Annotated in this window: 18 protein-coding genes; 14 read left to right on the plus strand and 4 right to left on the minus strand. The window is 69.9% G+C overall.

Features of this window, described 5'->3' with window-relative positions; translation table 11 throughout:
- Positions 1-160: 160 nt before the first annotated feature.
- The 3 genes from BG90_RS19350 to BG90_RS19360 all read right to left on the minus strand — a co-directional run bounded on the left by BG90_RS19350 (position 161) and on the right by BG90_RS19360 (position 3181).
- Positions 161-1276, minus strand: coding sequence for an OpgC domain-containing protein (locus tag BG90_RS19350; RefSeq protein ID WP_025990397.1), 1116 nt, complete (start codon positions 1274-1276; stop codon positions 161-163).
- Positions 1277-1994: 718 nt separating this feature from the next.
- Entirely contained in the window at positions 1995-2888 is an 894-nt protein-coding gene (gene rarD / locus BG90_RS19355) for an EamA family transporter RarD (protein WP_010120787.1), read from the minus strand.
- Positions 2885-3181 (minus strand): acylphosphatase, encoded by a 297-nt coding sequence (locus BG90_RS19360; protein ID WP_010110663.1) that lies wholly within the window; start codon positions 3179-3181, stop codon positions 2885-2887. Before BG90_RS19360 ends, rarD begins: the two co-directional genes overlap by 4 nt.
- 159 nt (positions 3182-3340) lie before the next feature.
- Between BG90_RS19360 and hpnA the strand changes: the two genes are divergently transcribed.
- Positions 3341-4348, plus strand: coding sequence for a hopanoid-associated sugar epimerase (gene hpnA / locus BG90_RS19365; RefSeq protein WP_010120788.1), 1008 nt, complete (start codon positions 3341-3343; stop codon positions 4346-4348).
- 832 nt (positions 4349-5180) lie between these two features.
- Positions 5181-6788, plus strand: coding sequence for a hypothetical protein (locus BG90_RS19370; RefSeq protein WP_045568359.1), 1608 nt, complete (start codon positions 5181-5183; stop codon positions 6786-6788).
- Between the two features lie 447 nt (positions 6789-7235).
- On the opposite strand, the gene BG90_RS19375 is transcribed toward BG90_RS19370, so the two are convergent.
- On the minus strand, positions 7236-8426 hold the full coding sequence (locus BG90_RS19375) for a glycosyltransferase (protein WP_045568360.1): 1191 nt from the start codon (positions 8424-8426) through the stop codon (positions 7236-7238).
- A gap of 381 nt (positions 8427-8807) precedes the next feature.
- Here BG90_RS19375 and ispH point away from each other — a divergent pair, with 381 nt between their 5' ends.
- The 12 genes from ispH (at position 8808) to BG90_RS19430 (ending at position 20408) form a co-directional block, all read left to right on the plus strand.
- Positions 8808-9749, plus strand: coding sequence for a 4-hydroxy-3-methylbut-2-enyl diphosphate reductase (ispH, locus tag BG90_RS19380; RefSeq protein WP_010111352.1), 942 nt, complete (start codon positions 8808-8810; stop codon positions 9747-9749).
- Positions 9750-9761: 12 nt separating this feature from the next.
- Positions 9762-10922 carry an adenosyl-hopene transferase HpnH gene (hpnH, locus tag BG90_RS19385; protein ID WP_010111350.1) on the plus strand — a complete coding sequence of 387 codons (1161 nt, stop codon included), beginning with the start codon at positions 9762-9764 and terminating at the stop codon, positions 10920-10922.
- A 500-nt stretch (positions 10923-11422) separates the two neighbouring features.
- Positions 11423-11776 (plus strand): DOPA 4,5-dioxygenase family protein, encoded by a 354-nt coding sequence (locus BG90_RS19390; RefSeq protein WP_010121764.1) that lies wholly within the window; start codon positions 11423-11425, stop codon positions 11774-11776.
- Positions 11777-11947: 171 nt separating this feature from the next.
- A complete protein-coding gene (locus tag BG90_RS19395) occupies positions 11948-12160 on the plus strand; it encodes an oxidoreductase (protein ID WP_010111343.1) in 213 nt (70 codons plus the stop codon).
- A 40-nt stretch (positions 12161-12200) separates the two neighbouring features.
- A complete protein-coding gene (locus BG90_RS19400; RefSeq protein WP_010121768.1) occupies positions 12201-13427 on the plus strand; it encodes an FAD-dependent monooxygenase in 1227 nt (408 codons plus the stop codon).
- A 63-nt stretch (positions 13428-13490) separates the two neighbouring features.
- The gene (locus tag BG90_RS19405; RefSeq protein WP_010121771.1) at positions 13491-14039 is read left to right on the plus strand and encodes a flavin reductase family protein; all 549 of its coding nucleotides are present in this window, start codon (positions 13491-13493) and stop codon (positions 14037-14039) included.
- Between the two features lie 123 nt (positions 14040-14162).
- Entirely contained in the window at positions 14163-15086 is a 924-nt protein-coding gene (locus BG90_RS19410; protein WP_010111335.1) for a LysR family transcriptional regulator, read from the plus strand.
- A 111-nt stretch (positions 15087-15197) separates the two neighbouring features.
- Positions 15198-17303: an FUSC family protein gene (locus tag BG90_RS19415; RefSeq protein WP_052712373.1), complete on the plus strand. Its 2106-nt coding sequence runs from the start codon at positions 15198-15200 to the stop codon at positions 17301-17303.
- Positions 17293-17487 (plus strand): DUF1656 domain-containing protein, encoded by a 195-nt coding sequence (locus tag BG90_RS33295; RefSeq protein WP_025990398.1) that lies wholly within the window; start codon positions 17293-17295, stop codon positions 17485-17487. Before BG90_RS19415 ends, BG90_RS33295 begins: the two co-directional genes overlap by 11 nt.
- Positions 17488-17503: 16 nt before the next feature.
- Complete coding sequence (locus tag BG90_RS19420) at positions 17504-18418, plus strand: HlyD family secretion protein (RefSeq protein ID WP_025990399.1); 915 nt, start codon at positions 17504-17506, stop codon at positions 18416-18418.
- Positions 18419-18427: 9 nt separating this feature from the next.
- Positions 18428-19906, plus strand: coding sequence for an efflux transporter outer membrane subunit (locus BG90_RS19425; RefSeq protein ID WP_010120807.1), 1479 nt, complete (start codon positions 18428-18430; stop codon positions 19904-19906).
- A 64-nt stretch (positions 19907-19970) separates the two neighbouring features.
- Positions 19971-20408, plus strand: coding sequence for a hypothetical protein (locus BG90_RS19430; protein WP_010110670.1), 438 nt, complete (start codon positions 19971-19973; stop codon positions 20406-20408).
- The last annotated feature ends 117 nt before the right edge of the window (positions 20409-20525 follow it).

Genomic DNA, 20525 nt, shown 5'->3' on the forward strand with positions numbered 1-20525 from the left:
AAGGGGCGCGCGGCGCTCGTCGGGCTGTGACGGCTCGACGACCAGCACGACGTCGCGGCGGCACTGCTCATCGTGGAATGAGCGATGCGTGCAGCGCGTACGACGTGGCGGACGGCGAGCGCACATGAAAGAGATTCGCAGTGCGCATCACCTGCTTGCGTTACGCGGGCGCATTCCTGCGAATGCGCTGGAACAATTGCCCCGAGCTCGCGACGGTCAGCATCAGCGCGAGCGCGCACGCATCCGCGGCGAGACCGACGCCGAACTGCAGCATCCGCGCATTGCCGTGCATCCCGTGCAGCACCGAATCGAGCGTCAGCGATATCGCCGCGCCGACGACGAAGCACAGCATCCCGCGCTGTCCGACCGCCACGACAGGCCACGCCGCTCGCGCGATCCGAGCGATCCAGCCATGGCGAACCAGTTCGGCCATCAACCACGCGAATGCGACGAAGTTCATCACGCGCGGCCACGCGAGATTGCGCTTGAACTCGCCTTCCGGCAGCGGCAGCCCGGAAAACAGCTTGTAATACGCGCACGCGAGTACGACCGTGAGCGCGACCGCGGTGATCGCGGCCCCGCCCGGCCGCACCGCGACGTCGCGATGCAGCGGCCAGCAGCGCACGAGCACGCCGAGCACGAACATCAGCTGCCACGCGAACGGATTGAAATTCCAACGGGACGAGTCGGTATCGAGGAGCTCGGCCGCGAGCCAGCGCGCGCAGCCCCACAACAGCACGCTGCCGAACAGCAGCCACCACGGCTTCGCGCGCGCGAGCGGCACGACGACGGGCGTCGCGAGCGCGAACAGCACATACATCGGCAACACCGACGCGAGATACGGCTGTCGCTTGAACGTCAGCAGCTCGACGAGCCCCGTGAGCGGCGACGCGAGCAGCACGCTGATGTCGTCGAGCGCCATGTTCGGCGCGTCGATCCCGTAATGGTCGAGCACGGCCGACACGACGAGCATCAGCGTCGACGTCGCGAGAAACGCGCGATAGATCTGCGCGGCGCGCCGCACGAAACGCCGCCGCGCGGCGCCCGCGCCGTGCCGCGCGCAGACGGCGAGATACGCGCTCGCGGTCGCGAAGCCGCCGAGGAACACGAACACCTCGGCCGCATCGCACAGCGCGAACGCATGCAGCGTCACGTGCGACAGCACGCTCGCGCCGATGTGATCGACGACGATCGTCAGCAGCACGAGGCCGCGAAAGAAGTCGACCTCGATCGAGCGTCCGGCGGCCGCTTGGGGAGACATGGCGGGAAAACTCATCGCGCGGCCGGGTCGACGCGTGGGGCAAGCGCCGCGCCGGCGACGGAGAGCGGAACAATCAGGCTCGCAAGCCGTTCGGCTGCGATCGGAAGCGAATACCGGCGAATTATCCGGCGATGCGCCGACGTGAAGGAGCAGCGCCCCTGCGACGTGAAAACATGACCGTTCATGGGCGGGCCCGTAGGCGAGAGAATTCGTTCGAAAAATTCTAATCGCCGCTAAGGGTATGCCCTAAGTAACAAAATGAAACGAAATCTTTAGACGGATTACAAGACGGATCGCGCGTCGCGAATGCAGGCGGACATGCGGCGTGCTCGCTGAGGCGATGCGCGGGATTCGCATGCGTGTCGCGCGATCGATGCGCGCCGACAGGCGGCGCATGCGGGCAGATGCGTAATCGCGGCGAAAGGAATCGATCGGCAGGCGCGCGGCGCAATCAATATGCGCGGCAGTCCGTCCGCGGCGCGTTCATCGGTTGGGTGGGCCGATTAGTCGGCGTAATCGGCGCGCTGCACGTTTGGCGTTTGGCGTTTGGCGTTTGGCGTTTGGCGTTTGGCGTTTGGCGTTTGGCGTTTGGCGTTTGGCGTTTGGCGTTCGGCGTTCGGCGTTCGGCGTTCGGCGTTCGGCGTTCGGTATCCTAAGCACGCCGCACGTTCGTCGAAACGTCCGCCGAGCGCGTCGCGCGAACAAAACGCACGCGAGCAGAACCCATCCCCGCCTACCTCCGCGCGAGCAGAAATCCGTGCCACGCAGTCAGCGCGACAGCCGCCCAGATCGGCGCGTACGTCGCGAGTTGCTGCCACGACAGCGTCTCGCGGAGCACGAACACCGCGACCGCGACGAGCAGCACCGGCTCGACATAGCCGAGGATCCCGAAGAGCGCCATCGGCAGCATGCGGCTTGCCTTCAGATAGCTTGCGAGCGCGAGCGTGCTGATCGCGCCGAGGCCCGGCAGCAGCATCGCCCATAAGAGCGGCCGACCGGCGACGCTCGTTCCGTCCATCGCGAGCGTCGCGGCCGCGACGGGCAGCAGCACGAGCATCTCGACCGAGAACACCGCGAGCGAATCCGCGTTCACACGGCGTCGCAGCACGAAGTAAGGCGGATAGCCGAGCGCGACGACGAGCGTCGGCCACGCGAACGCACGCGTCGCCCAGATCTCGTGCGCGACGCCCGACGCCGCGCAGCCAAGCGCGAGCCATTGCAGCCCGCTCAAGCGCTCGTGGTAATGAAAGCGCCCGACGAGCACCATTGTCAGCGGCAGCAGGAAATAGCCGAGCGACACCTCGAGCATCCGGCCGTGCAGCGGCGCCCACAGGAACAACCACAACTGCAGGCCGAGCAGCGCCGCACTCGCGGCGAGCGACAGCGCGAGCCGCCGGTTCGCGAACGCGCGCGCGAGCAGCTCGCGCAACGCGGGCCAGCGGCCGCGCAGCGCGACGACCGCGATCGCCCCGGGCGCGGTCCAGACGATCCGCCAAGCGAAAATGTCGAGGCCCGTCAGCGGCGCGAGCAGCTTCGCGTACGCGGACAGCAGCGCGAACAGCGCCGACGCCACCACCGACAGCGCGATCCCGCGCCCCGCCTGCGGATACTCGGACGCGGCGGTCAATGCTGCTGGAAGCGCTCGAAGCGCTTGTCGGTCCGGCGCTCCTCGAACGTCACCTCGGTCACGCGCGCGGCGGGCGGCCCGTGCCGCAGCCACGCGAGCATCCGGTCGATCTGCGGCGCCGGGCCTTGCAGCATCGCCTCGACCGAGCCGTCGTCGAGATTCGCGACCCAGCCGCGCAGACGAAGCGCATGCGCCTCGCGCACGGTCGCGTGCCGGAAGCCCACGCCCTGCACCACGCCGCGCACCCGCACGTAATAGGTTTCGATCCGCTCGTCCAGATCGTCGCCGTTCATCGCATCCCCCGTGTCATCCAATCGATTCAAGCCCGGCATTGTAGTCGCGCGCCGTGAACGGCGCTCGACGGACGGCGCGTCGCCCAGGCGGGGCGACCACGTACAATCTCGCACGACGCACAACAAGCCGTGCCGCACGACCGCGCGGCCATGAGGACTATGACTGACATACAACGCGATCTCGTTCTGGTGACCGGCGCTTCCGGTTTTGTCGGCTCTGCCGTCGCGCGCGCCGCGCGGCAGCAAGGCTATCGGGTGCGCGTGCTCGTGCGGCCGACGAGCCCGCGCACGAACGTCGCGGATCTCGACGCCGAAATCGCGACGGGCGACATGCGCGACGAGGCGTCGATGCGCGCCGCACTTCGCGGCGTGCGCTACCTGCTGCACGTCGCGGCCGATTACCGGCTGTGGGCGCCCGACCCGCTCGAGATCGAGCGCGCGAATCTCGAAGGCGCGGTCGCGACGATGCGCGCGGCGCTCGCCGAGGGCGTCGAGCGGATCGTCTACACGAGCAGCGTCGCGACGCTGAAGGTGACGCCGTCGGGCGCATCGGCCGACGAGTCGTCGCCGCTCGCGGCCGAGCAGGCGATCGGCGTGTACAAGCGCAGCAAGGTGCTCGCGGAGCGCGCGGTCGAGCGGATGATCGCCGACGACAAGCTGCCCGCGGTGATCGTCAATCCGTCGACGCCGATCGGCCCGCGCGACGTGAAACCGACGCCCACCGGCCGGATCATCGTCGAAGCCGCGCTCGGCAAGATCCCGGCGTTCGTCGACACGGGGCTGAACCTCGTGCACGTCGACGACGTCGCGCTCGGCCACCTGCTCGCGCTCGAGCGCGGGCGGATCGGCGAGCGCTACATCCTCGGCGGCGAGAACCTGCCGCTGCAGACGATGCTCGCCGACATCGCGCAATTGACGGGCCGCAAGGCGCCGACGCTCGCGCTGCCGCGCTGGCCGCTGTATCCGATCGCGCTCGGCGCGGAGGCGGTCGCGAAGGTGACGAAGCGCGAGCCGTTCGTGACGGTCGACGGGCTCAGGATGTCGAAGAACAAGATGTATTTCACGTCGGCGAAGGCGGAACGCGAGCTCGGCTATCGCGCGCGGCCGTATCGCGAAGGCATCCGCGACGCGCTCGACTGGTTCCGGCAGGCGGGCTATTTGCGCTGAGCGGCGCGCGAGCGCGGGCGGATCGCTGCGCCGCTTCGGAGGCGATGAGGCGATCGACGGCGGTCGAGCGGCGATTCGGCACGCGCTTTTCAAGGCCCGCATCTACCGCAATCCGGTTTTGCCTTCGCGGCTCGCGGCGGGACATCGGCACATCGCCTCGTCTTCTTGCGGAAAACGCGAAATCCGGCGTCCACGCGCTGACGCGGGCACCGGCGATCGAAGGCGTGTCGCCCGGGATACGCCGAGCGGCATGCGGTCATGCGTCCATCGCCGCGCTTCGCGCCGCCATCCGCCCGCATGTCGCCTGATGTAGATGCGATCGATGCCAACGCGTCGCGAACGACGCCGACCGGCGCATCCGGTTGCGGAAGACGCGCCTGCAACCTCGTGCGCGCCACCGGAAGTACACGCGATTCGGGATCGCCAAACACGGCGCAGCCTCATCTGCGTCGGCATTCGCGTCGCTTATTTGTGGATATCTCGACCGATACAGCGACGAACACCGCCAGCCCGTCGCCGGCAGCGCCTGCCGGCGCGTCCGGTCGCCGCCGACGTGAAGCGCGCCGCCACATGCCGACATGGAAACTCGGCAATCGGATGATTGCCAACGCGGCGAAGCCTGCACGCATCGATTTTCATGCCGTCATCTATCGGCATCTCGCCCGATGTCGCCGCAAATCGTCCGAACCGCCTCCAACGACGCAGACCAACACGCCCGGCAATCGTCGCAACAGCTGTCGCCATTGCATTACCAGCATTTTGTTACATGCAACGTTCGGACCTACGCAGGGCCTGCGGGTAAAATCGCGGGTCTTACGTAGAGAATGCACGCATGAACATGAACGATCAGATCGATACGCTCGACAGCCGCGTCGATCAGCTCATCCATACGGTGTGTGCGGTGGCGAGCGCAGCCCAGGAAGCCGCCGCCACTGCCGCCGCAGACAAGGCCGCCGCGCAGGCCGCCGCCGAAGAAGCCGCCGCGAAGCACGCGGAAGCCGCCGAGATGTCCGTCGAACGGTCGACGCTCGAAACCCTCGCCGCTCAGGCGGCTGCCGACAAGAACGCCGCCGAGTCGCTCGCGACGCAGGCTGCCGCCGTCCAGGCCGCGGCCGAAGCCGCCGCTGCGCAGGCAGTCACCGACAAGGCCGCAGCCGAAGTGCTCGCCACCCAGGCGGCAGCGGATCGCGCAACTGCCGAGCACGCCGCGGCGCAAGCGGCGGCGGACAAATCGGCCGCCGAGTCGCTGGTCGCACGAGCCGCAACCGAACGCGCGGCAGCGGAACAGGCCGCGGCCGACAAGGCCGCTGCCGAAGCGCTTGCTGCGCAGGCGGCCGCGGATCGCACAGCCGCGGAACACGCGGCGGCTCAAGCCGCCGCCGACAGGAGCTCCGCCGAATCGCTCGTCGCGCAGGCGGCATCGGAGCGCGCGACCGCCGAGCACGCGGTCACGCAAGCGGCCGCCGACCGGGCCGCAGCCGAACAAGCCGCACGCCAAGCCGCGACCGACAAGGCCACGGCCGAATCGCTCGCCGCCCAAGCGGCGACCGAGCGCGCGACGGCGGATGCGAGCATCGCCGAGCGAGCCGCAGCCGATCGCACCGCGGCCGAACAGGCTGCAGCGCAGGCCGCCGACGACAAGACGAAAGCCGAAGCGCTCGCCGCCCAAGCGGCCGCGGACCGCGCAACCGCCGAGCACGCCGCCGCGCAGGCGGCGGCCGACAGGGCGGCAGCGGAATTGCTCGCCGCGCAGGCGGCGGCCGAGCGCGCAGCCGCCGACGCACGCGCGACCGAACAAGCGGCAACGGAACGCAGTGCCGCCGACGCCGCAGCCGCGCAGGCTGCGAACGACAAGGCCGCGGCAGAAACACTCGCCGCACAAGCCGCCGCGGACCGCGCAACCGCCGAGCAGGCCGCCGCGCAGGCGGCGGCCGACAAGGAGGCGGCGGAGTCGCTGTTCACGCAGGCCATGACCGAACGCTCGGCCGCGGAAGCCGCCGCCGCGCGCGCCGCGAGCTACAAGGCGACGGCCGAATCGCTCGCGTCGCAGGCCGAGCAGAGCCGCGCGGTCGTCGTAGCCGCTGCGCCGGTCGCGACGATGCAAGCGACGAACGGCCAGCCGTCGCTGCATGTCGCACGGCCGTCGCAGGACGAGATCACGCTCGCGCTCGGCGAGCGCTCGGTGTCGCTGCCGCCGCAACAGCTCAGTCAACTGATCGAGGAATTGGCTCACGCGCGCGCATCGATGACGATCGAGCAGCCGACCGGTCTGCCGAACGGCTGGCGCTTCGTGTCGACGCGCAATCCGCTGATGGCGGTGCAGAAACAGATGAACGGCGACCGCCTGCTGGTCGCGCGACACAGCGGCTACGGCTGGGTGCCGTTCACGTTCTCGCCGGACGTCGTGATCCAGCTATACATGCTGCTCACGCAGAAGTGATGCGGCGACGGCGCGCCGGCTCCTTGCCGGCGCGCCGAACCGCTATCGGCAGCTGCATTGCGCACATCGACCAGGGCGTCCGGACCGATCGAGCGACTGGACGACGACGACGCGAACCGTCGCCCCCGAAGACGCGGGAATGAATGCGGCGAACGGCGTGTCCATGCCGCATGGCCCGGATTGGCCCCTGCGCCCGAGGCGATCGAGCGGCCGGAACGGCGGCGCGAACGGCAGTCTCCGAAAAAGCACGACCGTGACAGCCGGAAATCGCTGGATGCGAATGCCTTTGGCCGCCGGATTGCCCCGAGACAGCCGGACCGATCGGGACAACGCATCGCCCAAAGATAGCGAAAACGGTTGCTTCACGCGCCAACGCGCGCTCCGAACCGGGCGAAGCGGCGGCGGCCGAATCGCGGCGCGCGACGACCGCGCCGCCGTCACGACGCGTCAGCGATCCTGCACCGGCGCCTGCACGCGCGCCTTCCACTGCCCGCCCTTGCCGCGCCAGTAGCGCACCGCCGACGCGACCGTCGCGCCGACGTAGAACAGCGCGACGAGCGGCAGCGCGGGCGCCCACCACGGCGAGCGGCGGTAATAGCTCAGCATCGGCGCATACGCGGTGCACATCGACGCCCACGCGAGCCACGCCGGCCACGCGCGCGCGCCATACGCGAGCGCGGCGACGGGCGGCACCAGATAGATGATCGTCATTCCGACGAGCGTGCCCAGCAGCAGCACCGGCGAGTAGCGCAGCTGCGTGAACGCGGTCCGCGCGATCATGTTCCAGATGTCGCGCCAGCTATCGTACGGGCGCAACGACACGCTGCGCTCGGCCAGGTCGAGCCGGATCGGGTGATGCCCGGCGCCGCGATGCTTGAGCTGCGCGGCAAGGCTGCAGTCGTCGATCAGCGCGCCCCGGATCGATTCGATGCCGCCCGCCTCCTCGAGCGCGTCGCGGCGCACGAGCATGCAGCCGCCCGCCGCACCCGCCGTCTTGTTGCGCGGATCGTTGACCCACGAGAACGGGTAGAGCTTCGCGAAGAAGAACACGAACGCCGGGATCAGCGCCTTTTCCCAGAACGAATCGCACCGCAGCCGCACCATCAGCGACACGAGATCGCGCTTCTCGGCCTGCGCGCGCGTGACGAGCTGCGCGACCGCGTCCGGCGGATGGCCGATGTCGGCATCCGTCAGCAGCAGATAGTCGGCGGGCAGCCCGAGCGAGCGCACCGCGGCGATCCCCTGCGACTGCGCCCACACCTTGCCCGACCAGCCGGCAGGCAGCGCCTCCGCGCTCAGCACGGTCAGCCGGTCGGCGCGGCCGGCCGCCGCCGCGGCCGCGCGTGCGGCGTCGGCGGTGCCGTCGGCGCTGTGGTCGTCGACGACGATCAGATGGAACGGGCCTGCGTAGTCCTGCTCGACGAGCGACTTGACGGCCTCGCCGATCACGTCGGCCTCGTCGCGGGCGGGCACGACGGCCGCAACCGCGGGCCAGCCGGCGTCGGCGGCCGCGCCGCGCGCGTCGGGCGGCAGGCGCCGCGCGGGGCGCGCGCGCCAGAAGCCGCCGCGCCCGAACAGCAGCACGAGCCAGATCACGAGCGACAGGCACGACAGCAGAAACACGACGATCAGCGTCATGCGCGGCCCTCCGCCCGTGCGCCGCGGCGGCCCGGCGCGCGGCCCGCGCAGGCGGCCCCGCGCGCCGCCGCGCCCGTTTCGTTACGATCGACTTCCATGCAAATCAGCCCTTTAAGTGCCTTCCGGCGTCAGCGAACCGAAAGGATCGGTGAAAACCGCCTAGTTTACTGGGTTTGACGCGCGCAAGCGCCGGACCTCCGGGGTTGCTCCAATTGCCACAACGTCAGGAACGGTAAAGCACGCAAAAGCCGATAGGGTTAAAATGCGCGATTACTTCGGGGTGCCGGGCCCGTTCCTGCATTCATAACATCCAAGTTGGGGCGATCGGCCCGGCCTGCCGGCCGCTCGCAACCCGCGTCAGTCGTCGGAGTTCGCCCAAATATGCGAGTCATCCTTGCCCAGCCTCGCGGCTTTTGTGCGGGGGTTGTCCGCGCGATCGAGATCGTCGAGCGCGCGCTGCAACAGCACGGCGCGCCGGTCTATGTACGTCACGAGATCGTTCATAATCGGCACGTCGTTGAAAACCTGAGAAATAAAGGGGCGCGATTCGTTGAGGAACTCGACGAAGTGCCGCACGGCGCCGTCGCGATCTTCAGTGCACACGGCGTCGCCCAGACCGTCGAAATGGATGCCGAGGCCCGGGGCCTCGACGTCCTCGACGCGACCTGCCCGCTCGTCACGAAGGTGCACGTGCAGGGGCGCCAGTACGTCGCGGCCGGCCGGCGGCTGATCCTGATCGGCCACGCCGGCCATCCGGAAGTCGAAGGCACGATCGGCCAGATTCCGGGCGAGGTGATCCTCGTCCAGAGCGAAGCCGAGGTCGACACACTGACGCTGCCCGCCGATACGCCCATCGCGTACGTCACGCAGACGACGCTGTCGGTCGACGACACGCGCGGCATCATCGAGGCGCTGCAGCGCCGGTTCACCGACATCGTCGGCCCGGACACGCGCGACATCTGCTACGCGACGCAGAACCGCCAGGCGGCCGTGCGCGAGCTGAGCGAACAGGTTGACGTGCTGCTCGTCGTCGGCGCGACGAACAGCTCGAACTCGAACCGGCTGCGCGAGATCGGCACCGAAAGCGGCGTGCCGAGCTATCTCGTCGCGGACGGCTCGGAAATCCGCGCCGAATGGTTCGCCGGCGCATGCGCGGTCGGTCTCACGGCCGGCGCGTCGGCGCCCGAGGAAATGGTCGAGGACGTGATCGCCGCACTGCGCGCGCTCGGTCCGGTCGAGGTCGCGACGATGTCGGGCCGCGAGGAAAAAGTCGAATTCAAGTTGCCGGCGAAGCTCACGCAAGCTGTCGCCCGCGAAGTTTAAGGAGGACATCTCTTGTCTATTCCGCTGCTCCAGCAAGCCCGCGTCGGCGCGTACATCGTGCGCCAACATCTGTCCGGCAACAAACGCTATCCGCTCGCGCTGATGCTCGAGCCGCTGTTCCGCTGCAACCTCGCGTGCAACGGCTGCGGCAAGATCGATTATCCGGATCCGATCCTGAACCAGCGGCTGTCGATCGAAGAATGCCTGCAGGCCGTGGACGAATGCGGCGCGCCCGTCGTGTCGATCGCGGGCGGCGAGCCGCTGCTGCACAAGGAAATGCCGGAAATCGTCAAGGGCATCATGAAGCGCAAGAAGTTCGTGTATCTGTGCACGAACGCGCTGTTGATGGAAAAGAAGATGGACGACTACCAGCCGAGTCCGTACTTCGTCTGGTCCGTCCACCTCGACGGCGACCAGGACATGCACGACCACTCGGTGTCGCAGGAAGGCGTGTACGAGAAGGCCGTCGCGGCGATCAAGGAAGCGAAGCGCCGCGGCTTCCGCGTGAACATCAACTGCACGCTGTTCAACGACGCGATCCCCGAGCGCGTCGCGAAGTTCTTCGACACGCTCAAGCCGATCGGCGTCGACGGCATCACGGTGTCGCCGGGCTACGCGTACGAGCGCGCGCCGGACCAACAGCACTTCCTGAACCGCGACAAGACGAAGAACCTGTTCCGCGAGATCCTGAAGCGCGGCGAAGGCGGCAAGCGCTGGTCGTTCAGCCAGTCGTCGCTGTTCCTCGACTTCCTCGCCGGCAACCAGACCTACAAGTGCACGCCGTGGGGCAACCCGGCGCGCACGGTGTTCGGCTGGCAGAAGCCGTGCTACCTGGTCGGCGAAGGCTACGTGAAGACCTTCAAGGAGCTGATGGAAACGACCGACTGGGACAATTACGGCGTCGGCAACTACGAGAAGTGCGCGGACTGCATGGTCCACTGCGGCTTCGAGGCGACGGCCGTGATGGACACCATCGCGCATCCGCTGAAGGCGCTGAAGGTGTCGATGAGCGGCATCAAGACGGAAGGCAAGTTCGCGCCGGACATTCCGATCGACAAGCAGCGTCCGGCCGAGTACGTGTTCTCGCGCCACGTCGAGATCAAACTCGAAGAGATCCAGCGCGCGGGCAAGGGCAAGCTGCAGAAGTCGGCGAAGCCGGCCGCGGCGGCCTGACGGCCGCAGGCGATGCGGACGCGGCAGCGTCCGCCGCCGTCGACGAGGGCGCCCCGGATTCCGTCCGGCGCGCCTTTTGTTTTTGGGCGCGCCTTGTCGGATTCTCATCGCCGTTTGCGCCGCGTGCGGCGACGCGTCTTCTCGGCCCGTCGTTCGGCGCGGCATTCGACGGTCGACATTCGCGGATCAACGACGCCGATGCGAACCGCATCGGATGCCGCCGGCGCCAGCGTTCACGTATCGGTTCAGGGCGCCCTTCTGCCGCACGCCCTTCTGCCGCACGCGCTTTCGTCGCATGTTTTCGTCGCGTCGATCGGCGTGGCCCGCGAGAGCCGTCGAGCGCCGCCGGGCTGAGCAGACGCTCGTCGTCGGCGAGCACGCTTCCCCGCACCGCGTTACGATGCCCATGAGCCGGCGCCCAAGACGCGCCGCCATCGAAAACGCCGCGCACCGGCCAGGGGCCCGGCGCCGCGACACACGCCGACACTCCGAGAACCGCCATGACTTCATCCAACGTCGCCGCCATCACCGGCTGGCATGCCCACGTGTATTTCGACGCAGCGAGCCGCGACGCGGCATGGGCGCTTCGCGAGATCATCGAACGGCGCTTCGGCGCGACCGTGCAGCTCGGCCGCTTTCACGAACGCCTGGTCGGGCCGCATCCGGCGTGGTCGTATCAGATCGCGTTCGAACCGTCGCAGTTCGCCGAAGTCGTTCCGTGGCTCGTGCTCCATCACGACGCGCTCGACGTGTTCCTGCATCCGAACACGGGCGACGAACTGCGTGATCATCGCGACGCCGCAGTCTGGATCGGCCGTTCGTACACGCTGAATCTCGACGCGCTGAGGGGCTGACGCGCGGCTTGCGGCATGAATGCGCCGCGTGAATGTGCCGCGTCGAGAAGCCGGCCCGGAAGCCGGTCCGGTCGAGGTGACGATCGGACCGGACCGCACGGCGGGCCGTGTCGCGAATGCCGCGATTCCGTTCGACGAAGCGCCGCCTTTCGCGACGGCGAGCGTTCCTCAATGAAGAACAAGATGAGCGGCATGGACACGGCCGACCTCGACGCGACCGCGGTGCTCGGCGCGCCCGACACCGTGCGCGAGCGGAATCGCGTGCTCGAGGCGGATCTCGGCCTCGACGCGATCCTGTGGCACATTGATTACGGCGCGCAGCCGTTCGACCTGATGCGCAACAACCTGGAGGTCTTCGCTCGCGACGTGCTGCCGCGCCTGTGACGCCGCTTCGATCCACTCCGAACGAGAGGCGAACCAGCCTATGACAACGACAACTTCACTCAGCGCGACCGTCGTCGGCGCGGGAATCGGCGGGCTTGCCGCCGCGCTCGCGCTGCGCCGCGCCGGCCATCGCGTGACCGTCCTCGAGCAAAGCAAGGCGTTTCGCGAAGTCGGCGCGGGGCTTCAGGTCGTGCCGAACGCGAGCCGCGCGCTGCGCGCGCTCGGCGTGCTCGACCAGCGGCGGCTCGCGGCCGTCGCGCCGACCGCGACGATCCGGCGCCGCTGGCAGGACGGCCGCCTGCTCGGCGCCTTTCCGCTCGGCGCGGGCGTCGAGGAAGCGTTCAACGCGCCGTACTGGAACGCGCATCGCGCCGATCTGCACGCGGCGCTGCTCGACGCCGCGCGCGACCCGGCGGCCGCCGGGCACCCGGTCGACGTGAAAGGCGGCGTCGCGGTGCGCGGACTCGATGCGCACGGGCCCGACGGCGCAAGCGTCGTCGACGCGAACGGCACGCGCTGGCGCGCCGACCTCGTCGTCGCGGCGGACGGCATCCACTCGACGCTGCGGCAGGCGCTGCTCGGCGACGACGCGCCGCACTACAGCGGCGACGACGCATATCGCGCGCTGATCGATGCCCGCGCGATCGATCCGCGCTCGAACGTGTTCGAGATCGTTGCCGAGCCGCAGGTGACGATCTGGCTCGGGCCGGGCCGGCACGCGATCCACTACTGGGTGCGCGGCCGCAAGCTGCTGAACCTCGTCGTGGTCGTGCCGGGCGACGGCAGCACGCGCGAATCGTGGAGCAGCAAGGGCGATCGCGCGACGCTCGAAGCGGAGCTCGACGGCTGGGACCCGCGGCTCGTCGGCCTGATCCGCTGCGCGTCGGAGTTGAGCCGCTGGTCGCTGCACGACCGCCAGCCGCTGTCGCGCTGGGCGTGGGACAGCGTGTGCCTGCTCGGCGACGCGTGCCACCCGATGCTGCCGTACCAGTCGCAGGGCGCGGCGCAGGCGCTCGAGGACGCGGTCGTGCTCGGCCGCTGCGTGACGGGCCTCGCGTCGAAGGACGCGCTCGGCGACGCGCTGCTCGAGTACCAGCGCCTGCGGCTCGACCGCAGCGCGCGAATCCAGCTCGCGTCCGCCGGCAACGGCGGCGTGTTTCACCTGCCCGACGGCCCCGAGCAGCAAGCGCGCGACGCCGAGCTGAAATCGCGCCGCGCCGATTTCAAGTCGTACGACTGGACCTGGGCCGACGCCTATCGGATGTGACGCCTCGCCCCGGCGCCGCGCGGCGACGCACGGCGCCGGGGCCTCTCGCGATGGGACCGCATCATGTCGAATACCGCGGAAATTGCGCAGCAACTGAAACAAGCGATGCGCGGCGTTGCCGCCACCGTAACGATCGTCACGACGGGCGGCGACGGCCCGGCGGGCGCGCCGTGCGCGATGACGGCGAGTTCGTTCACGTCGATGTCGCTCGATCCGCCGACCGTGCTCGTCTGCATCAACAAGCGCGCGAGCATTCACGCGTCGATCACGGACCGCCGACGCTTCTGCGTGAACGCGCTGCAGAGCTGCCATGCGCCGCTCGCGCTCGCGTGCAGCGTCTCCGGCTCCGACACGCGCTTCGCGCACGGCGCGTGGCGCATCGACGCGGCGACCGGCCTGCCGTATCTCGAGAACGCGCAGACATCGTTCTTCTGCGACACGCTCGAGCAGTTCGAAGTCGGCTCGCATTCGATCCTGGTCGGCAAAGTGACGCGCCTCGCGATGTCGGACGACATCAACCCGCTGATGTACGTGAACGGCACGTTCGCCGCGGTCCGCGCACTGCCGCCCGACGCGGCCCGCGCGCCGTCGCATGCCGGAGCCGGCGGATGATCTCGCCGATGCGTCCACCCGAAGTTGCGCGCCGCGCAATCGATGCGTGCGCCGCAGTTACGCCAGACGATCGGCTCTCGCACTACCATTGCGTGGCATGCACGCTACGACACGGAGGAGCCGATGGCACCTGACCTGAATCTGCTGATTTCGCTCGACGCGCTGCTCGAAGAAGGCAGCGTCGTCGGCGCCGCGCGCCGCATGAATCTCAGCCCGCCCGCGATGAGCCGCACCCTCGCGCGCATTCGCGAAACCGTCGGCGATCCGATCTTCGTCCAGGCCGGCCGCAAGATGGTGCCGACGCCGCGCGCACTCGCGCTGCGCGGCGTCGTGCGCGAGACGGTCGAGCGCGCGTCGCAACTGCTCGCGCCGAGCGCCGAAGTCGATTTGCGCACGCTCGACAAGCAGTTCAACGTGCGCGCGAACGATATCTTCGTCGGCATGCACAGCGGCCGGCTGCTCGAGGAGATGGAGCGCGGGATGCCGCGTGCGATGCTGCGCTTCACGCCCGAGGAAGACGACATCGACGACGACGCGCTGCGCAGCGGCCGCATCGATCTGTTCATCAGCGCGTCGCGGCGCCTCGGGCCCGAAATCCGCGTGCAGCCGCTCTTCACGACGACGTTCGTCGGGCTCGCGCGCAGCGATCATCCGATCTTCGACGACGACATCACGCCCGAGCGCTTCGCGCGCTGGCCGCACATCGGCGTGTCGCGGCGCGGCAAGTCGTCCGGGCCGGTCGACACCGCGCTCGCCGAGCGCGGGCTGAGGCGCCACGTGTCGCTCGTCGTGCCGACGCCGTACGCGGCGGTCTTCGCGCTGCAGGCGTCGGACCTGATCCTGCCGCTGCCCGAGCATCTCGCGCGCGGCGCGGTGCAGGCGGGGCTCGGCGTGCGCACGTTCGAGCTGCCGGTGCCGCTCGAGACGGTGCTGATCACGCAGGCGTGGCATCCGCGCGTTCAGAGCGACCCCGCGCACCAATGGCTGCGCCGCGTCGTGCGCGGGCTGTGCACCGGCCAGACGGCGTTGCAGCCGGCGCACGCGTAATGCGCGCTCGACCCGTGCGCCCTACGCACTCGTCGATTGCAAAGACCTCACTTTTCTGAGCGCGAGCGACGCCCGTAGACTGCTTTCGTCATTCATCACGGAGCGCAAGCAGTGCGTGACGCAGCAGATCAGACGGCCGCCGTCGCGGCGGCGCCCGGACGCGTGAGCCGAGCGGCGGCGGCGCTCGTCGCGCGCATCGACCTGTTCACGGCGCGCGGCGCCTATATCGCACGCTCGATCGTCGCGGCCGCGCTCGCGCTCGGCGTCGCGTATCTGCTGGAGCTGGAAACGCCGTACTCGGCCGCGTCGACCGTGCTGCTCGTGATCAATCCCGTGCAAGGCGCGGTGATCGGCAAGGGTGTGTGGCGCGTCGTCGGCACGATCGCCGGGATGCTCGTCGCGTTCGTGCTGATGGGACTGTTCGCGCAGAAGCCGCTGCTGTTCATTCTCGGCTTCGGCTTCTGGCTCGGTCTGTGCGTCGCCGGCATGACGCTGTTGCGGCACTTCCGCGCGTCGGGCACGGTGGTCGCCGGCTATACGATCGGGCTCGCGACGTACGGCGCGATGCAGCGCCCCGCGCTGACCTTCGAGCACGTGATCGGCCGCGGCTCGACGGTCGTGATCGGCGTGCTGTGCCTGAGCCTCGTGTCGATGCTGCTCAGCACGCGCGACGTCCGCGCGAAGCTCGAAGCGCTGGTGACGCGGCTCGCCGCCGCCGTCGCGCGCGCGGTCGCCGCGCAGCGCGGCGGCATCGCGGCCGCGCCCGGCGACGACAAGCGGCTCGCGCTGCTTGCCGACATCTATGGGATCGACGATCTGCTCGCGCTCGGCAAGGCCGAATCCGAGGATCTCGCGCAGCGCGCGATGGCCGTGCGGCACGGCATGGCGTCGCTGTTCGGCGCGCTCGCGGGCGGCGCGCCGCCGCTGCCCGCCGACAGTCCGAGCGCGCGCGCGATCGCGAGCCTGCAGCCGCGGCTCGAAGCGGCATGGCAAGCCGCCGCCGATGCGCTCGCCGACGGTCCCGGCGGCACCGCGCGCGCGGTCGCGCTGCTCGGCGCGGCGCGCGCGCGCTTCCAGACCGCGCTCGCCGAGATCGCGTTCGCCGATCCGCGCGACGAAGCCGCGCTGCTGATCGCGGGCGAGCGCCTGCTCGAACAGATCGACGACTATCTCGCCGCGCTGCGCGGCCTCGCCGAGCTGCAAAGACCGCGGCCATACGGCAAGCCCGCGCCGGTGCGCTTTCACCGCGACGTACGCTCGGCCGTGCAGAACGGCGTGCGTTCGATGTGCGCGATCGTGATCACCGGCGCGATCTGGATCGCGACCGGCTGGGATCAGGGCGACATGATGCTGCTCGTCGTCGCGCCGTATTGCGCGCTGCTCGCGACGGCCGGCAATCCCGCCGCGGGCGCGAAGGAATTCATCAAGGGCACGGTCGTCGCGGCGCCCGCCGCGTTCGTCTGCGCGTTCGGCATCCTGCCGCGCATCGAGGGTTTCCCGCTCCTCGCCGTCACGCTCGCGCTGTTCTGGCTGCCCGGCATCTACGCGACGAGCGTGCCGAAGACGGCGCTCGCGGGCCTCGCCTATCTCGTCGCGTTCAACACGCTGAACGCGGCGGCCAATCCGTTCCATCCGGACGTCGGCCTGTTCTTCAATCAATCGGTCGCATGGCTGCTCGCAACGTTCATCACGCTGCTCACGTTCCAGCTCATCCTGCCGCGCAATCTCGCCGCCGACATCGCGCGGCTGCGCCGCACGGTCCGCGACGACGCGCTCGCGCTGCTCGCCGACAAGCGTCCGGCGGCGTCCGAGTGGCAGCAGCGGCAGCAGCACCGGATCGCGCAGCTCGGCGCGCTCTTGAAGAGCCAGCCGGCCGCGATGACGCAGGCGGCCGTCGAAGGCCTCGCGGCGCTGCACGTCGGCAAGGAATTGCTGCGGATCCGCCGCTTCGTCGCGCGCGACGATCTGCCCGCGCCTGCGCTCGATTGCGCGCGCGCCGGTCTCGCACGGCTCGCTCGCCGCGCCGCCGAACCCGCGCGCGCCGCGATGCACGCACGCCGCGCCGCGCGCGCGATCGCCCGGCTCGTCACGGCGCATCCCGGCCACGACGCCGAATTGAAACGGCTGATGGCCGCGTTCGCCGACGTGTACGTGCTGCTGCACACGCACGCCGCGTACTTCACCCCCGCTCCGGAGACGCCTCGCCGTGCTCAGTGAATTCGCCGTGGCCGGCATCTATCTGCCGCCGTTCTTCGTCTACGCGTGCGTGGCCGTGCCGCTCTACATGGCCGTGCGGGCCGCGCTCGCCCGCGCCGGCCTGCTGCGCCGCGTGTGGCACCCGGCCCTCTTCGAGTTCGCGGTCTCGCTCGTGCTCGTCGCCGCACTGGTTCTTTATCTCTAGTTCACCGAGTTGCGTCATGTCGCTCAAACCCTTGACCCGTTCCCTGTTGACGCTCGTCGCGGTCGGCCTCGCGATCGCGCTCGTCGCCGCACTCTGGCACGCGTACGTGCTCGCCCCCTGGACCCGCGACGGCCGCGTCAGCGCGCACGTCGTGCGGATCGCGCCGGAAGTGTCGGGGACCGTGATCGAAGTCGCGGTCGTCGACAATCAGCGCGTGTCGAAAGGCGACGTGCTGTACCGGATCGATCCGCAGCGCTTCGCGCTCGCGGTCGAGCAGGCCGAGGCGCAGGTCGCCGCGACCGCCGAGGCGATGCGGCAAAAGAACGACGAGGCGCGCCGCCGCACCGGCCTCGACGATCTCGTGCCGAAAGAGGACATTCAGCGTTCGAACCGCGCGGTGTCGATCGCGCAGGCCGAGCATCGGAAGGCGCTCGCCGCGCGCGAAGTGGCGAAGCTCGATCTCGAACGCGCGACGCTGCGCTCGCCGGTCGACGGCTACGTCACGCATCTGCGCCTGCGCCACGGCGATTACGCGGTCGCGGGCAAGCCGGACATCTCGGTGCTCGATGCGCACAGCTTCTGGATCACCGGCTACTTCGAGGAGACGAAGCTGCGCCGCATCGCCGCGGGTGCGCCCGCGCAGATCAAGCTGATGGGCTTCGATCCGCTGCTGAGCGGCCACGTGACGAGCATCGGCCGCGGCATCGCCGACGAGAACGGCAACCTCGACGAGCTCGGGCTGCCGACCGTCAATCCGACGTTCAGCTGGGTGCGGCTCGCGCAGCGGATTCCGGTGCGCATCGAGCTCGATCACGTGCCGGCCGGCGTGCTGCTCGCGGCCGGCATGACCTGCAGCGTCGAGATCGGCGAGTCCGGCCGCCGCGCGACGCCGCGCGGCCGGCTCGCGTCCTGGCTGCGCACGTTGATGTAGGCGGCTGCGATGCGGCTCACTCCTTTTCGTCCGGCACGATTCGCCGCCGCGCTCGCGGCCGGCGCCTGCGCGATCGCGCTCACCGCGTGCACGGCGGTCGGCCCCGACTACCGGCCGCCGCGGCCGTCGCATCCGTCCGACTGGACCGAGCGCGGCGACGGCGCCGTGCGAGCCGGTCCCGCGCAATTGCAGGACTGGTGGCGCGCGTTCCGCGATCCGCTGCTCGACAAGCTGATCGCGCAGGCGATCGAAGGCAACCAGGATCTCGCGATCGCGCGCCAGCGGCTGCTGCAGGCGCGCGCCGAGCGCGACCAGATCGCGAGCCGGCTCGGCCCGACCGTCTCCGCGAGCGGCACCGCCGAAGCGCTGCGCTCGTCGCGCGCGCTCGACTGGCCGCCGGGCATCGGGCAATCGCGCACGTACCGGCTCGGCTTCGACGCGTCGTGGGAGCTCGACCTCTTCGGCGGCGCGCGGCGCGCGATCGAATCGGCGGATGCGCAGGTCGACGCGATCGACGAGGATCGCCACGCGATTCTCGTGAGCCTGCTCGCCGAGCTTGCTTCGGATTACGCGGAGCTGCGCGCGAGCCAGGCGCGGCTGCAGATCGCGACCGACAACGTCGCGAGCCTCGACGCAACGCGGCGGCTGACCGAGCGCTCGGAACGGCGCGGACTCGGCACGTCGTTCGAGGTCGCGCAGGCGCGCGCCGAGCTCAAGCTCGCGCAGGCCGCGCTGCCGCCGCTGCAGGCGAACGTCGCGCGGCTCACGCACGCGATCGGCGTGCTGACGGGCGGCTTTCCCGGCGAACTGCGCGACGCACTGAGCGCGCCCGGCGCGACGCTGCCCGCCGCACCGCGGTTGCCCGTCACGCTGCCGTCGGACATGATCGGCGAGCGGCCGGACGTCCGCGCCGCCGAACGGCGCTTCGCGGCCGCGACCGCGCAGATCGGCGTCGCGCGCGCCGCGCAATTCCCGCATTTCGCGATTCCGTTGAGCCTCGGCACGACCGCGAGCCTCGTGCAGGACCTGTTCACGAGCGCGAACGTCGCGTGGTCCGTCGCGCTCGAAGGCACGCAGACGCTCTACGACGGCGGCCGCGCGAAGGCGGGCGTCAGCGCCGCGCGAGCCGCGGCCGAAGCCGCGCGAATCGCTTATGCGCAGCGCGTCCGCGTCGCGTTCCGCGAGGTCGAAGACGCGCTGACCGCGATCTATGCCGAGCGCGACCGGCAAGCGGCGCTCGTCGCGGCGGTCGGCAGCAGCCAGGACGCGCAGTCGCGCGCGACGCGGCTCTACCGCAACGGCTTGAACGAATACCTGTCGGTGCTCATCGCGCAGCGCGCGACGTACCGCGCTCGCGACGCGCTCGCGTTGAGCCGGCTCGCGCGGGTGCAAGGCGTGATCGCGCTGTACAAGGCGCTCGGCGCGGGCTGGCGGCAAGACGCGCCGGTCGCGCAAGCCGACGGCCCGCCGCAGAGGCGCGCGCGTTGATGCGCGCCGCCTCCCGCATCGCCATTTTCATTGCTTTTTTTTCATCCGTCCCGGGAGATTTGCCATGAATCTCGATCCGCAGGATTTCGTCGTGCACGACGTCAGCCGGTTTCCGATGTGCGTGTTCCGCGCGAGCGCCGCGACGCCCGGCTACGCGCCGCAATGGGAAAAGGAAATCGACGCGCTGATGCGCCAAGGCGCGCCGTTCGTCATCGTGTACGTGTCGCTCGAAGCCGACGAGAGCCACGATGACCGCAAGCACCGCGCGATCTGGCTCAAGCAGAACAAGGCCGAGCTCGGCGCGGTGTGCCAGGCGCTCATCAGCGTCGAGCCCGATCCTGCCCGGCGCGCGGCGGTCGCCGAGCAAGGGAAGACGGCCGTCAAGGCGTTCGGGATTCCGCACGAGGCCGTCGCGTCGCTCGACGAGGCGACCGCGCTCGCGGCGCGGCTCACGCGTCTCAGCGATACGGCCGGCGTCGCGAAGCACGCGCGGCAGACGTGATGCGCGCGGCGGCGATCCGGGCGGAGGTCGCGACGCCCGGCCGTCGGCGGCGGCGCGAGCGCGCGCCGGCTGCGCGTCGTCGACGCTCGGCGGACTTCTGACGAGCCGCAATCAACC

It is taken from the genome of Burkholderia oklahomensis C6786 (genome assembly GCF_000959365.1).
Taxonomy (GTDB): Bacteria; Pseudomonadota; Gammaproteobacteria; order Burkholderiales; family Burkholderiaceae; genus Burkholderia; species Burkholderia oklahomensis.